Annotated in this window: 12 protein-coding genes, 1 pseudogene and 1 riboswitch; of the genes and pseudogenes, 3 read left to right on the top strand and 10 right to left on the bottom strand. The window is 75.1% G+C overall.

Annotation, left to right across the window (positions count from 1 at the left end; translation table 11 throughout):
* Window positions 1–123: 123 nt before the first annotated feature.
* Window positions 124–1,320 carry a HoxN/HupN/NixA family nickel/cobalt transporter gene (locus ACFVYI_RS39065; protein ID WP_387894429.1) on the bottom strand — a complete coding sequence of 399 codons (1,197 nt, stop codon included), beginning with the start codon at window positions 1,318–1,320 and terminating at the stop codon, window positions 124–126.
* A gap of 32 nt (window positions 1,321–1,352) precedes the next feature.
* Window positions 1,353–1,546, bottom strand: a riboswitch (cobalamin riboswitch).
* Between the two features lie 82 nt (window positions 1,547–1,628).
* Between ACFVYI_RS39065 and ACFVYI_RS39070 the strand changes: the two are divergent.
* Together ACFVYI_RS39070 and ACFVYI_RS39075 are read left to right on the top strand one after the other, a co-directional pair.
* Window positions 1,629–1,970, top strand: a pseudogene (locus ACFVYI_RS39070) (ArsR/SmtB family transcription factor); the annotation flags it as partial.
* Between the two features lie 137 nt (window positions 1,971–2,107).
* Window positions 2,108–3,796 carry a hypothetical protein gene (locus tag ACFVYI_RS39075; RefSeq protein ID WP_387894430.1) on the top strand — a complete coding sequence of 563 codons (1,689 nt, stop codon included), beginning with the start codon at window positions 2,108–2,110 and terminating at the stop codon, window positions 3,794–3,796.
* A gap of 71 nt (window positions 3,797–3,867) precedes the next feature.
* Here the strand turns inward: ACFVYI_RS39075 and ACFVYI_RS39080 are convergent, their stop codons facing one another.
* The 3 genes from ACFVYI_RS39080 to ACFVYI_RS39090 all read right to left on the bottom strand — a co-directional run bounded on the left by ACFVYI_RS39080 (window position 3,868) and on the right by ACFVYI_RS39090 (window position 7,015).
* Complete coding sequence (locus tag ACFVYI_RS39080; RefSeq protein WP_387894432.1) at window positions 3,868–5,898, bottom strand: hypothetical protein; 2,031 nt, start codon at window positions 5,896–5,898, stop codon at window positions 3,868–3,870.
* Window positions 5,899–6,008: 110 nt separating this feature from the next.
* Window positions 6,009–6,488, bottom strand: a complete 480-nt coding sequence (locus tag ACFVYI_RS39085; RefSeq protein WP_387894433.1) for an SRPBCC family protein — start codon at window positions 6,486–6,488, stop codon at window positions 6,009–6,011.
* Window positions 6,485–7,015 (bottom strand): RNA polymerase sigma factor, encoded by a 531-nt coding sequence (locus ACFVYI_RS39090; RefSeq protein ID WP_387894434.1) that lies wholly within the window; start codon window positions 7,013–7,015, stop codon window positions 6,485–6,487. Before ACFVYI_RS39090 ends, ACFVYI_RS39085 begins: the two co-directional genes overlap by 4 nt.
* Window positions 7,016–7,153: 138 nt before the next feature.
* On the opposite strand from ACFVYI_RS39090, the gene ACFVYI_RS39095 reads away from it, so the two are divergent.
* Window positions 7,154–7,603, top strand: coding sequence for a DUF3995 domain-containing protein (locus tag ACFVYI_RS39095; protein WP_387894435.1), 450 nt, complete (start codon window positions 7,154–7,156; stop codon window positions 7,601–7,603).
* 30 nt (window positions 7,604–7,633) lie between these two features.
* Here ACFVYI_RS39095 and ACFVYI_RS39100 read toward each other — a convergent pair whose 3' ends face one another.
* The 6 genes from ACFVYI_RS39100 to aroC all read right to left on the bottom strand — a co-directional run.
* Window positions 7,634–8,443 carry an Fpg/Nei family DNA glycosylase gene (locus ACFVYI_RS39100; protein ID WP_387894436.1) on the bottom strand — a complete coding sequence of 270 codons (810 nt, stop codon included), beginning with the start codon at window positions 8,441–8,443 and terminating at the stop codon, window positions 7,634–7,636.
* Between the two features lie 126 nt (window positions 8,444–8,569).
* Window positions 8,570–9,502 carry an AAA family ATPase gene (locus ACFVYI_RS39105; protein WP_387894443.1) on the bottom strand — a complete coding sequence of 311 codons (933 nt, stop codon included), beginning with the start codon at window positions 9,500–9,502 and terminating at the stop codon, window positions 8,570–8,572.
* A gap of 143 nt (window positions 9,503–9,645) precedes the next feature.
* Window positions 9,646–10,074, bottom strand: coding sequence for a type II 3-dehydroquinate dehydratase (aroQ, locus tag ACFVYI_RS39110; protein WP_387894444.1), 429 nt, complete (start codon window positions 10,072–10,074; stop codon window positions 9,646–9,648).
* 8 nt (window positions 10,075–10,082) lie between these two features.
* Window positions 10,083–11,171: a 3-dehydroquinate synthase gene (gene aroB, locus ACFVYI_RS39115; RefSeq protein ID WP_387894438.1), complete on the bottom strand. Its 1,089-nt coding sequence runs from the start codon at window positions 11,169–11,171 to the stop codon at window positions 10,083–10,085.
* A complete protein-coding gene (locus ACFVYI_RS39120; protein ID WP_387894440.1) occupies window positions 11,164–11,685 on the bottom strand; it encodes a shikimate kinase in 522 nt (173 codons plus the stop codon). Before ACFVYI_RS39120 ends, aroB begins: the two co-directional genes overlap by 8 nt.
* On the bottom strand, window positions 11,682–12,371 hold a 690-nt coding region (gene aroC / locus ACFVYI_RS39125; protein WP_387894441.1), incomplete at its 5' end, for a chorismate synthase. The genes ACFVYI_RS39120 and aroC, both read right to left, overlap by 4 nt.

Consider the following 12,371-nt stretch of genomic DNA (forward strand, 5'->3'; position numbering starts at 1 on the left):
GGGCCGGGGGGCGCGCTCCCCCCCCGGACCGGCCCGGGGCCCGGGACAACCCCCCCCACCCGGGGTACGGCGCCCCCCCCGTTTGGGGGGGGGGGGGCGCCGCCACGTGGGCGCGACCGGGCGCTACCCGGCTACTTCACGACCTCGCTCCTTCACGACCTCGGCGGCGTCCCCGGCCCCCGCCGCTCCCTGGGCGGGCACCCCGCCGGCGGGGTGCCCGGACTGCGGGCTCCAGCGCCGCTCGACGCCGGCCAGCCGCCAGTAGGCGATCGCCGCCGCCCAGACCACCACGAACAGTCCGACGATCACATAGCCGACGTTGTCCAGCGAGAGGTCCGCGATCCAGCCGCTCACCGGGTCGGTGAGGTCCAGCTTCTCGTGCAGGACGCCGACCAGTTCGATGGTCCCGATGATGAACGCCACCGCGATCGACAGCCCAGTGATGGTCAGGTTGTAGTACACCTTGCGCACCGGGTTGGAGAACGCCCACTGGTAGGCGAAGTTCATGAACGTCCCGTCCAGGGTGTCGAACAGGCTCATCCCCGCCGCGAACAGCAGCGGCAGGCAGACGATCGCGTACCAGGGCAGCCCGGAGGCCGCGCCGGACCCGGCCATCACCATCAGCGTGACCTCGGTCGCGGTGTCGAAGCCGAGGCCGAGCACCATGCCCACCGGGAACATCTGGCCGGGCCGGGTGATCGAGCGGGTCGCCCGGTTCAGCACCCGGGCGAGCAGGCCGCGCGAGTTGAGGTGCTCCTCCAGCTCCGCCTCGTCGAAGCGACCCGCCCGCATCGACCGGAACACCCTGAGGATGCCGAACAGGGCGGCCAGGTTGAGCGCGCCGATCAGGTAGAGGAAGGCACCGGAGGCCGAGGTGCCGACCACGCCCAGCCACTGGTGGGTGGGCGAGTCGTCGTCCATCAGCGTGTTGGCCAGCTGCGCGCCGCCCGCCACCAGGGCGGCCATCAGGACCACCATCGAGGAATGCCCGAGGGCGAACCAGAAGCCCACCGAGACGGGCCGCTTGCCGTCCGCCATCAGCTTGCGGGTGGTGTTGTCGATCACCGCGATGTGGTCGGCGTCGAAGGCGTGCCGCATGCCGAGGGTGTACGCGGTGATCCCCAGGCCCACCCCGAAGACCTGGGTGCCGACCGCGTAGCCCTCGGGTGCGACCAGGAAGAAGAGCGTCCCGAAGGCCACCACGTGCATGGCCAGGATCACCCCCATCAGCCCGGCCGTGCGGATGGTGTCCTCGCGCTTCCAGCGGAAGGTGGGCAAGGCGGAGGGCGCCGCGGGGGCGGCGGTTTCGGGCAGGGTCATCTTCGGATCACGCTCCAGCACCTCGTGGAAAGTCCTTCGTGAGATGCCGTGGCCGGTCTCCTGGCTTACGGGGCTCCCGTGCCCGCCTTCCCGGGTGCGCAGGGCACCCAGTGGCGTCGTGGACACGGACGACTCCCCCGATCACAGTGGCGAGGGCCGCTCCGGACTCCGGGCTCCTGAGAGCCCGTCACCGGTCTTCCCGAGCACCACGGCGGGCAACACCGTAGGTGCCGCCGCCACACCCTTGCAAGGCTGCGCACCTGCGCAGGTGTCCGGAATCACAGGCCCGGGGCTGCAAGAATGTCCGCATGCATCTCGTACCGGCCGACCGCGCGGGCCACCGCACCATCGACGGACACCGGGTCTGCGAGGCCATCGCCGCGATCGGCGACCCCGGGCACGTCCGATCCTGGGCCGAGCGGTTCTCGCTGCTCGCCGACCCCGGTCGGCTCGCCCTGCTGCTCGCCCTGCACCGGGCCGGCCCGCTCGCCGTCACCGACCTGGCGGTCGCCACCGGCATGCGCGACCCGGCCGTCTCCCAGGCGCTGCGGCTGCTGCGCACGGCGGGCGTGGTCACCGGCGACAAGGACGGACGTGTGGTGCGCTACCGGCTGCTGGACGACGCGATGCGCCCCCTGCTGGACGCGTGCGCCGCCGCCGAGCACCACGAGCCGACCGACGCGCCCGACCACCACGAACCCAGGCGGCACGCACCCGCCGCCGCGGCCGGCTGACCCGCCGTCCGGCCAACCACCCCGGCAGGGGCCCGGGTGAGTACGATCTTCGTGTGCTGATCCGCCGCAGGCCCCGGGCCCGGACCTGGCCCGACGACGACCGCTGGAACACCCGGCCGGTCGAGGCACGCGTCCTGGCGGTCGTCCGCACCCTCACCTCCGCCACCCGCGTCCTCGACGTGCTCAGCCTGCTCCGCGACCGCGACGGCATCCGCTTCTACCTCACCGTCAACCCCGGCTCCGCCTTCACCGCCGGGCTCGACGAATTCCTGCGCGCCCTGCCCGGGTTCACCGTCCTGGACTGGCCGGAGGCCGTCCGGCACCGCTTCGACCTGGCCGTCGCCTGCGCCGTGCACTCCTCGATGAGCCGACTCGACGCCCCGCTGGTCGTCCTGCCGCACGGCGCCGGCTACAACCGCCTGGTGAGCCAGTCCACCGGGGACAGCGTCACCGCCGCCGGCCTCTCCCGGCGCGAACTGACCCACCGCGGACAGGTGTTCGTCGACGTCCTCGGCCTCTCCCACGAGGAGCAGCTGGACCGGCTGCGGATCTCCTGCCCCGAGGCGCTGCCGCACGCGCGGGTGGTCGGCGACCCGTGCTTCGACCGGATGCTGGGCAGCCTCGACGCCCGGGACGCCTACCGCGCCGCCCTCGGCGCCGTGGACGGCCGCCGACTCGTGGTGGTCAACTCCACCTGGAGCCGGCACTCGTTGTTCGGCCGCCACCCCCGGCTGCCGCTGCGACTGGTCGACCGGCTCCCCGCCGACGAGTACGCGGTGGCCGTCGTCCTGCACCCCAACATCTGGGCCCGGCACGACCCGCAGGCCCTGCTCGCCGACGCCGAGCGCTCCGGGCTCCGGCTCGTCCCGCCGCACCAGGGCTGGCAGGCCGCACTGGTCGCCGCCGACTGCCTGATCGGCGACCACGGCTCGGTGTCCTTCTACGGCGCCGCGCTGGAGCGCCACACCCTGCTGGTCGCCACCGGCGCCGAGGAGCTCGACCCGCACTCCCCCGGCTACGCCTTCGGCCAGGCCGCGCCGCCGCTCGACCCCGACGGCGACCTGCTGGCCCAGCTCGAAGAGGCCGTGGCGAAGCACGATCCGGCGGCGCTGCGCCCGATCACCGACCGCTCGCTCGGCCGGCGCGGGCAGTCGGCCCGGCTGCTGCGCCCCCTGCTCTACTCCTACCTGCCACGGCTCGACGAACCGGCGGAGGAGCCCCGGCCGGCGCCCTACCCCGACCCGCGACCGCTGCCGGGGAGCACCCGCGGCCCGTCCGCCTACGACGTGGAGGGGACGGTCTCCGGCACCGAGGTCGGCCTGCGGCGCTACCCCGTCGGAGCGGACCACGGGCCCGCCCGCGGGATCTACGCGGTCCGCGCCGAGGAACGCCGGCTCGAACTGCGCGACGTCGCCGAGGTGCTGGCGCGTACCGAGGTCCGGGCCGAACTGCCCGCCGAGCGCTGGCTGGCCGATGCCTTCCGGTCCCCGGGGCTCGGCCTGGCGGTGGCCGCCCTCGGCAAGAGCCGTCACCTGCTGCGGCTGCCCGCGGGCCTGATGCTGGAGGCACACGCCGAGCGGCCGTGGGGCGCACCGAAGCCGCTGCTCGACCCGCTGCTGCTCGGCGCGGCCGTGGCCCTCTGGCTCCAGCAGGGCGGCGACGCGCAGGCCCTGCCGCAGAGCGGGCTCACCGTCCGCACGGGCGAGCGCCGCGTCCGGGTCACCTTCACCGCCCAGCCGTAGCCGCCCGCACCGGCCCGCCGGCCGCCCGCCACCGCCCGGCTCCCGGCCACCACCGCCCGGCCGGCGCTCCGCTACCCGCCGAGGACGCCCGCCCGCGCCCGCAGCTCGCGCAGCCGGGCCCGGGCGCTCCCGGCCAGCTCCACGTCGCCCAGTTCGTCCGCCAGTTCGGCGAGCAGTTCGCGGGCCTGGGCCTCCTTGACCAGCTCGTCCCGCGCGGCGGCCCGGTCCGCGGCCGAGGAGACCAGCCGCACGGCCTCCGCCGGCCGCCCCAGCGCCCGGAGCGCCCGGCCCCGGACCAGCGGCAGCTTCACCAGCATCGAGCGGTCCCGCGTCTCCTCGGCCAGCGCGGTCGCCTCCTCCAGGACGGCCAGGGCCGCCGCCCCGCGGCCCGCCGCGATCAGCGCCTGACCCAGCTGGTAGCTCTGCACGGCCACGCCGTGCGGGTCCCCCGCGTTGGCCTCCCGGGCCCGGGTGAACAGCTCCACGGCCCGCTCGGGCCGGCCGTCGGCCAGGCAGAGCAGTCCCTCGGTCTCGACCAGCACACCGGCCAGCCGCGGGTCGTCCACCAGCGGCAGCAGCCCGGTCGCGGCGGCCAACTGCTCGGCCGCCGCCGGGTACTGCCCCAGCTCGTAGTGGGCCCGGGCGAGCTGGTTGCGCATCCGGATCGCGGCGTCCGGGCGGTTGTCCCACTGCGCCGCCTCGACGCCCAGGAGGTGGGAGGCGATCCAGTCGCCGTAGTGCTTGCGGCCGTGGTAGAGCGGCCAGAGCGACTCGCAGAGCCGCCAGACCTCGCCGTGCCAGCCCTGCTCGGCGGCCGCCGTCAGGACCGCCAGCAGATCGGCCCGCTCGACCTGCAACCAGGCCATCGCCCCGACCGGGTCGGCGAAGCCCGGCAGTGACGCCTCCGGGGGCTCCTGCAGCCTCAGCCGGTCGCCGAGGACCGCCCGGTCGGCCACCGCGGCCCGGCCCCGGTAGTAGGCCACGATCCGCCGCAGCAGCTCGTGGCGCCCCGGGTCGGTCCGCGCATGCCGCCGGGCGTGCAGCCGGACCAGGTCATGCGTGCGGTAGCGCTCCTCCGGGTCCGGGGTCTCATCCGCCACCGGGCGCAGCAGGTGGGCCCGCACCAGCTCGCCCAGCGCCTCGTCGGCCCGCTCGACCCCGGCCGCCTCGGCCAGCTCGGGGGTGAGGTGCCAGCCCGGGTGCACCCCCAGCAGGTGGTAGAGCCGGCGGGTGTGCGCGGGGAAGTGCGCGTACACGGCCTCGAACGGTTCGGCCACGGAGCCCTCCCGGTGCTCGATCGCCGCCAGTCTGCCGCCCTCGTCCGCCAGCTCGGCCACCACCCGCTCCACCGGCAGGCCGCCGCGGGTGAGCAGCTCGGAGCCGACCGCCTGGAGGGCCAGCGGCAGCCCGCCGCAGAGCCGCACCAGGTCGTGGAGCTGGTCGTCGGTGCCCCGACCCGGGCCGAGCCAGCTGCGGACGAGGTCCGACCCGGCCTCGGGGAGCAGCGGCTCGACGTCGAGCAGGGTCGCGCCCGCCAGGGCCAGGCCCGGCAGCCGGGTCCGGCCGGTGACCACGACCAGCCCGGCCGTCGGGAGCAACGCCCGGACCTCCGAGGCGTGTTCGACGTTGTCGAGGAAGACCAGCAGCCCGCCCGCCGAGGTGACCGTCCGGAACAGCGCCGCCCGCTCGGGCAGGCGCTCGGGCACGAAGTCCCGGTGGACCCCGAGCGCCCGCAGGAAGCCGCCCAGGACCTCGCCCAGGTCGACGCCGCCCTGATGGCGGACGGTGGTGAGATCCGCGTACAACTGACCGCTCGGGAAGCTGCGGGCGTTCTCCTCGGCCCACCGCGCGACCACCTCGGTCTTGCCGACACCGCCGAGCCCGGTCAGCGCGACGACCGACGGGCGCAGCGGATCCGTCCGCTCCAGCGCGGCGGTCAGCGCGGCGAGTTCCACGCCGCGGTTGACGAACGCGCCGCTGGAGGGCCGGATCTGGCGGGGCGCGCCCGCGGGCGGCGCCGGCGCCTGAACGAAGGTGTGCGCCTGCACCACGTTTCCGTGCACCGTGCCCGACACGATGTTGGCCGCCTCGTAGCCGTCCATCCGCCCGCTCCCTCCGCGCCGGCCCAAGTGCCTTCGGCGCATGGGGGGGCGGGGTCGCCCACCCCTCACGTCTCGAAGGCCCTCAGCCTACGGTGGATCCTGAGCCCGCATCACCTCTCCCGCACCAGGCGGGCGAATCGGCGCAGCGAGCGCCCGGCCAGCGGATCGGTGGCGGGCCGCAGCGCTCGGCCGAGCAGGCCGCCGGCCGGGGTGCGGAAGGCGCCGAGGAAGGCGAAGCGGGTGCCCTCCGGTTCCGCCCGGGCCGCCATGCCGCCGAGCAGGAACCGGCTGCGCATCAGGCACCAGCCGGGCTCCAGCTCCAGGTCGAAGCGGGCCCGCAGCCCGGTCCGGCCGATCACCAGGGCCTGCGGGCGGCCGCCCTCCCGGGGGGCGGCGAGGCGGACCTCGCGGATGTCCGGCAGCCAGCGCGGCAACCCGCCCTCCAGGTCGGCCGCGGCGGCCCAGACCTGGTCGAAGGGCGCGTCCAGCAGCGCCTCCCGGACGGCGGCGCCGGGGGTGACGGCGGCGATGACGTGCAGGCTGCGCACCGGGTCGAAGGCGGCCACCGGCCAGGGGGTCTGCGCGCTCACTGCTGCCACGCCCTTCGGAAGCTGAGTCGGGCCCGGGACAGCCGGGACTTCACGGTGCCGGGCGCCACGCCCAGCAGTTCGGCGGTGGCGCGCTCGTCCAGGCCTTCGAGGTCGCGCAGCACCAGCACGGCCCGGTGCTCGGGCGTCAGCCGGGCCAGGACGTCCTCGATGTCGGTGGCGAGCTGAGGGTCGCCCGGGCGCGGCAGCTCCGACAGGTCGGCGGGGACGCAGTGCGCCACCCTCCGGACGTGCCGGACGGCCTCGCGGACGGCGATCGAGCGCACCCAGCCGAACAGCGCGGCCGGCTCCCGGAGCTGGCGCAGCTTGCGGAAGACGGCGATCAGCGCCTCCTGGGTGGCGTCGGCGCCGTCGTCCAGCGCGATCGGGCCGCAGAGCCTGCGCACGTACGGCGTGACCAGCTCCAGCAGTTCGCCGACGGCCAGCTGGTCGCCCCGCTGGGCGGCGCGGACCAGCGCGGCGACGTCCGGCTCGGCCGGGGCGGCATCGGGTTCTTCGGGACCATCCACATCCGGGTGAGAGGCCCCGAACCGGCCGGACGTTCCCTCGCTCCCGCGACTTCCTGGTGTGACGCTCGCCACCGGAACGTACGGCCCCGCCGCCCGCTCCTGCGGGGTGACAGACCGTCGAGAACCCCGGGAGACTCCGTGAACCGCCACCGCACCGCCGCCCTCGCCGTCGCCGGCGTGCTCGCCGCCGACGGCCTGCTGCACGTCTACTGGGCCACCGGCAGCACCTGGCCCGCGCCGGACGCGGCCTCGCTCTCGCACGCGGTGCTCAACGCCGAGGTGCCGTTCACCCCGCGCGTGGTGCTGCCGCTGGCCGCCCTGCTGTTCTCGGGCGCGACCGTGGTGCTCGCCCGCGGCGGGCTGCTCGACGGCGCGGCCCGCCGGCTGCCCGGCGTCGTGCTGCGCTGGGGCCCGCGCGCGGTGGCCGGCGGGCTGCTCGCGCGCGGGCTGGCCGGGCTGGTCTGGGCGAGCGGGACCGGCACCGAGCCCGGTTCGGCCTTCCACCGGCTCAACCTGGTGCTCTACACCCCGCTCTGCCTGGTCGGCGCGGCCGCCGCCCTGACCGTGGCACGCGGCCCGCGGCGCTGACCGCGCGCCCGGGCCGGGCGAGCCGCCCGGCTACGCCTGCTGGCAGGCGGGGCACCAGAAGAGGTTGCGCGCCGCGTGCTGCTCCGTCCGCACGTCGGTGCCGCAGACCAGGCAGGGCATGGCGGCCCGGCGGTAGACGTAGACCTCGCCGCCGTGGTCGTCCACCCGCGGCGGCCGGCCCATCGCCTCGGGGGTGTGCTCGGGGCGGACGGTGTCGATCCGGCCCGCGCCGACGCCCTCGCGCATCAGGGCGACCAGGTCGGCCCAGATGGCCTCCCACTCGGCCCGGGTGAGGTCGCGCCCGGCCCGGTGCGGGCTGATGCCGTGGCGGAACAGCACCTCCGCGCGGTACACGTTGCCGACGCCGGCCAGCACCTTCTGGTCCATCAGCAGCGCGGCGACCGTCGTCCGGCTGCCGGACACCCGCCGCCAGGCCAGCTCCGGATCGGCGTCGGCGCGCAGCGGATCGGGCCCGAGGCGGGCGGCGACGGCGTCCTTCTCGGCACCGGTGATCAGCGCGCAGGTGTTCGGGCCCCGCAGGTCGGCGTGGGCGTCGTCGTTCTGCAGCCGCAGCCGGACCAGGCCGACCGGCTCGGGCGCGGGGCCGTCACCGAAGGTGAATCCGCCGTAGAGGCCGAGGTGGATGTGCACCCAGGCGCCGCCCTCGAAGCCGAGGAAGAGGTGCTTGCCGGTGGCCTCCGCCCCGGTCAGCACCTGGCCGTCGACCAGCGCGGCGCCGTCGGCGAACCGGCCCTGCGGGCTGCTGGCCCGGACCGGTCGGCCGCCGAAGGCCCTGGCGTTCTCGGCGGCGAGGCGGTGGATGATGTGGCCTTCCGGCACGGGCGTCGGCTCCCCCGGGTGGTCGAACAGGACGCGTCCATCATCGCAGCCGGCACCGACAGGGCCCGGGGGCCGAAGCCCGAGCGGACCGGCGCCCGAGCGGACCCGAGCTCAGCAGACCGGGGCTCAGCGGACCGGGATGCCCATCAGCCGGGCCAGGATCACCCGGTCCAGCTCCGCGGCGGTGGCCGCGACGTCCAGGTGGGAGTTGTCGATGATCGGCAGCCCGGAGTTGTACCAGCCGGCCATCCGCCCGTGGATCCGGGCCACCTCCTCGTCGCTCAGCCGCCGGTTGCCGCTGCGCCGGGCGTTGCGGCTCAGCACGGAGTCGAGGCTGGGCAGCAGCACGACCGCGATCATCCCGGGGCCGATGTGCCGCTTCCAGCCGCCCAGGCCGATCGCCGGGCGGTCCGGGAAGACGGCGTCGTCGATGATGCAGGAGATGCCGTTGGCCAGGTAGTTGCGGCAGGCGAAGCCACAGGTGCGACGGGCCAGCCGGTACTGCGCCTCGGAGGCGTTGTTCCAGCCGGACTGCGGGTTGGCGAAGCCGGACTGCACCCACTCGCGGACGTCGTCGAGGCTGATGTGGGCGGTGGGCGTGGGCCGGCGCTCGGCCCAGTGCCGGGCGACGGTGGTCTTGCCCGCGCCGGCCGGGCCGATCAGCAGCACGGCGAGCGGTCCGGACGGCGTGTGCGGCTGCGGCGGGTGGGCCGGGAGCTGGACGGGCGAGCCGGAGGGCAGCAGGAAGTGCCCGGTGGCCCCGGCGGGAACCGGCGCTGGCGCCGCCGCGGTGGGACCGGCCGGCGGCGCGACGGGAGTCACCGGCGTAGCGGCCGGCTGCGCCGCGGGCCGAACGCCGTACGGGGGCCGGCCCGCGGGCTCGCGCGCGGACTGGGTCGCACTGTGGCGGACGGACTGGGTCGCCGCCTGCGGTACTCCCCGGGACGCGCCCGGTGCGGCGCCGACGGGCGACGCGGCGGTGGCGCTGCCGGGGTACGGCGGGGCCGGCGGAGCGACGGGACGTGGGGGGACTTGTCCACCCCCGGCGTACTGCGTCACGGTCACCTCCCGACTTCTTTCAGCGGGGACACTACACGGCGGCCCCGCAGCGGGCACAGTCCGCCGCCGGGCCGCTGACGAGGGCCGGGGTACCGGATCGGGCCGGCCGTGGCCGCACCGATCCGGTACCCCGGGCCCGGGTGTCAGCGGGTGGTGAGCTGCCCGCCGAGGGCCCGCAGGGCCAGCTCGTACGAGCCGAGGCCGAAGCCGGCGATGGTGCCGGAGGCGACGGCGGCGATCACCGAGGTGTGCCGGAAGGTCTCCCGGGCGTACGGGTTGGAGATGTGCACCTCGATCAGCGGCGCGGTCCGCTGGGCGGCGGCGTCGCGCATCGCGTACGAGTAGTGGGTGAAGGCGCCCGGGTTGATCACCACGGGCACCCCGCCGTCGGCGGCCTCGTGCAGCCACTCCACCATCTGCTGCTCGGAGTTGGTCTCGTGCACCTCGACCTCGAAACCGAGCTCCTTGCCGAGCGCGGTGCAGCGCTCGACCAGCCCGGCGTAGGAGGTGGCACCGTAGACGTCCGGCTCGCGGCTGCCGAGTCGGCCGAGGTTGGGGCCGTTGAGCACCATCACCCGGGTCACGAGGAGACCTCCGCGTAGGCGGCGACCAGCAGGGACGGGTCGGGGCCCTCCAGCATGGAGGTCCGGCCGAGACCGTCCAGGACGATGAAGCGCAGCAGGTCGCCGCGCGACTTCTTGTCGATCTTCATGGCGTCCAGCAGCTTCGGCCAGGCGTCCGCGCGGTAGCTCAGCGGCAGACCGACCGAGGCCAGTACGGTGCGGTGCCGGTCGGCCGTCTCGTCGTCCAACCGGCCGGCCAGGCGGCCGAGTTCGGCGGCGAAGACCATGCCGATGGAGATCGCGGCGCCGTGCCGCCACTTGTAGCGCTCGTTGCGCTCGATGGCGTGGCCGAGGGTGTGCCCGTAGTTGAGGATCTCGCGCCGGCCGGACTCCTTGAGGTCCCCGGAGACCACGTCGGCCTTGACCTGGACGGCCCGCCGGATCAGCTCGACGGTGTGCGGCCCGGCCGGGCTCCTGGCGCCCTCCGGGTCCGCCTCGATCAGGTCGAGGATGACCGGGTCGGCGATGAAGCCGCACTTGATGACCTCGGCGAGGCCGGAGACGTAGTCGTGCTTGGGCACCGTCTCCAGGGTGTCGAGGTCCGCCAGCACGCCGACCGGCGGGTGGAAGGACCCGACCATGTTCTTGCCCTCGGCGATGTTGATGCCGGTCTTGCCGCCCACCGCCGCGTCGACCATGCCGAGCAGCGTGGTGGGCATGGAGACCCAGCGCACCCCGCGCAGCCAGGTGGCGGCCACGAAGCCGGCCAGGTCGGTGGTGGTGCCGCCGCCGAGGCCGACGATCACGTCGCTGCGGGTGAACCCGGTCTGGCCGAGCACCGACCAGCAGTACGCGGCGACCTCGGCGCTCTTGGCGTCCTCGGCGTTGGGCACCTGGAGGACGATCGCCTCGTAGCCCTCGCCGAGCAGGTCCTCGCGGATGGCGTCGGCGGTGGCGGCCAGCCCCTCGGGGTGGATCAGCGCGACCCGCTTGGCCTGGGTGCCGATCAGCGATCCCAGCTCGCCGAGCAGTTGGTGTCCGATCAGCACGTCGTACGGGTCGTGGCCGGCATTGCCACCGACGTGAATCCTGACGATGTCACTCATGGGGGGTCTTCAGCTCCAGTGCTTCCATTACGGCGTCCGCGACCTGCCCGGGGGTGCGGTCCGCGGTGTCGACGACGGCGGTGGCCACCTCCAGGTACAGGGGCCGACGCGCCTCCATCAACTCACGCCAACGCGCCCGGGGATTGACCGCCAGCAACGGACGCGGCGCGTCCAGCCCCACCCGCCGGACCGCGTCCGCCAGCGGCACCTCCAGGAACACCACCGGCAGATCGCGCAGCAGCGCCCGGGTCGCCTCGGCCATCACCGCACCGCCGCCCAGTGCCAGCACACCCTCGTGGCCCTGTGCGGCGCTGCGCACGGCGGCCGCCTCCAGCTCGCGGAAGTGCGGCTCGCCCTCGTCGATGAAGATCTCCGGAATCGGCTTGCCCGCCGACTTCTCGACATCGGCGTCGGTGTCCCGGAACCCGACGCCCAGGCGCTCGGCGAGGTCCCGCCCGACGGTGGACTTGCCACTGCCGGGCGGACCGACCAGCACCACCAGGGGCGCGGTCATCGGACGATCAGGTTGTCCAGGTACCCCTGGACGTTGCGCCGGGTCTCGGACACGTGGTCGCCACCGAACTTCTCGCTCACCGCGTCCGCCAGCACCAGCGCCACCATCGCCTCCGCGACGATGCCCGCCGCCGGCACCGCACAGACGTCCGAACGCTGGTGGTGCGCCTTGGCCGGCTCACCGGTCCGCACGTCCAGCGTCTGCAGGGCGCGCGGCACCGTGGCGATCGGCTTCATCGCCGCACGGACCCGCAGCAGCTCCCCGGTCGACAGGCCGCCCTCGGTACCACCCGAACGGCCCGAGGTCCGCCTGATCCCGTCCGCGGTCGGCACGATCTCGTCGTGCGCCTGCGAACCGGGCACCCGGGCCAGCTCGAAACCGTCACCGACCTCGACACCCTTGATCGCCTGGATCCCCATCAACGCCGCGGCCAGCCGCGCGTCCAGCCGCCGGTCCCAGTGCACGTGCGAGCCGAGGCCGACCGGCACGTTGTACGCCAGCACCTCGACCACACCACCCAGGGTGTCGCCGTCCTTGTGGGCCTGGTCGATCTCCGCGACCATCGCCTTCGACGCGTCCTGGTCCAGGCAGCGCACCGGATCCGCGTCCAGCCGGGCCTCGTCCGAAGGCAACGGCAGCACCCCGGCCGGAGCCTTCGCCGCCGCCAGCTCGACCACGTGGCTCAC

It is taken from the genome of Kitasatospora sp. NPDC058218, from assembly GCF_042882445.1.
GTDB lineage: Bacteria > Actinomycetota > Actinomycetes > Streptomycetales > Streptomycetaceae > Kitasatospora.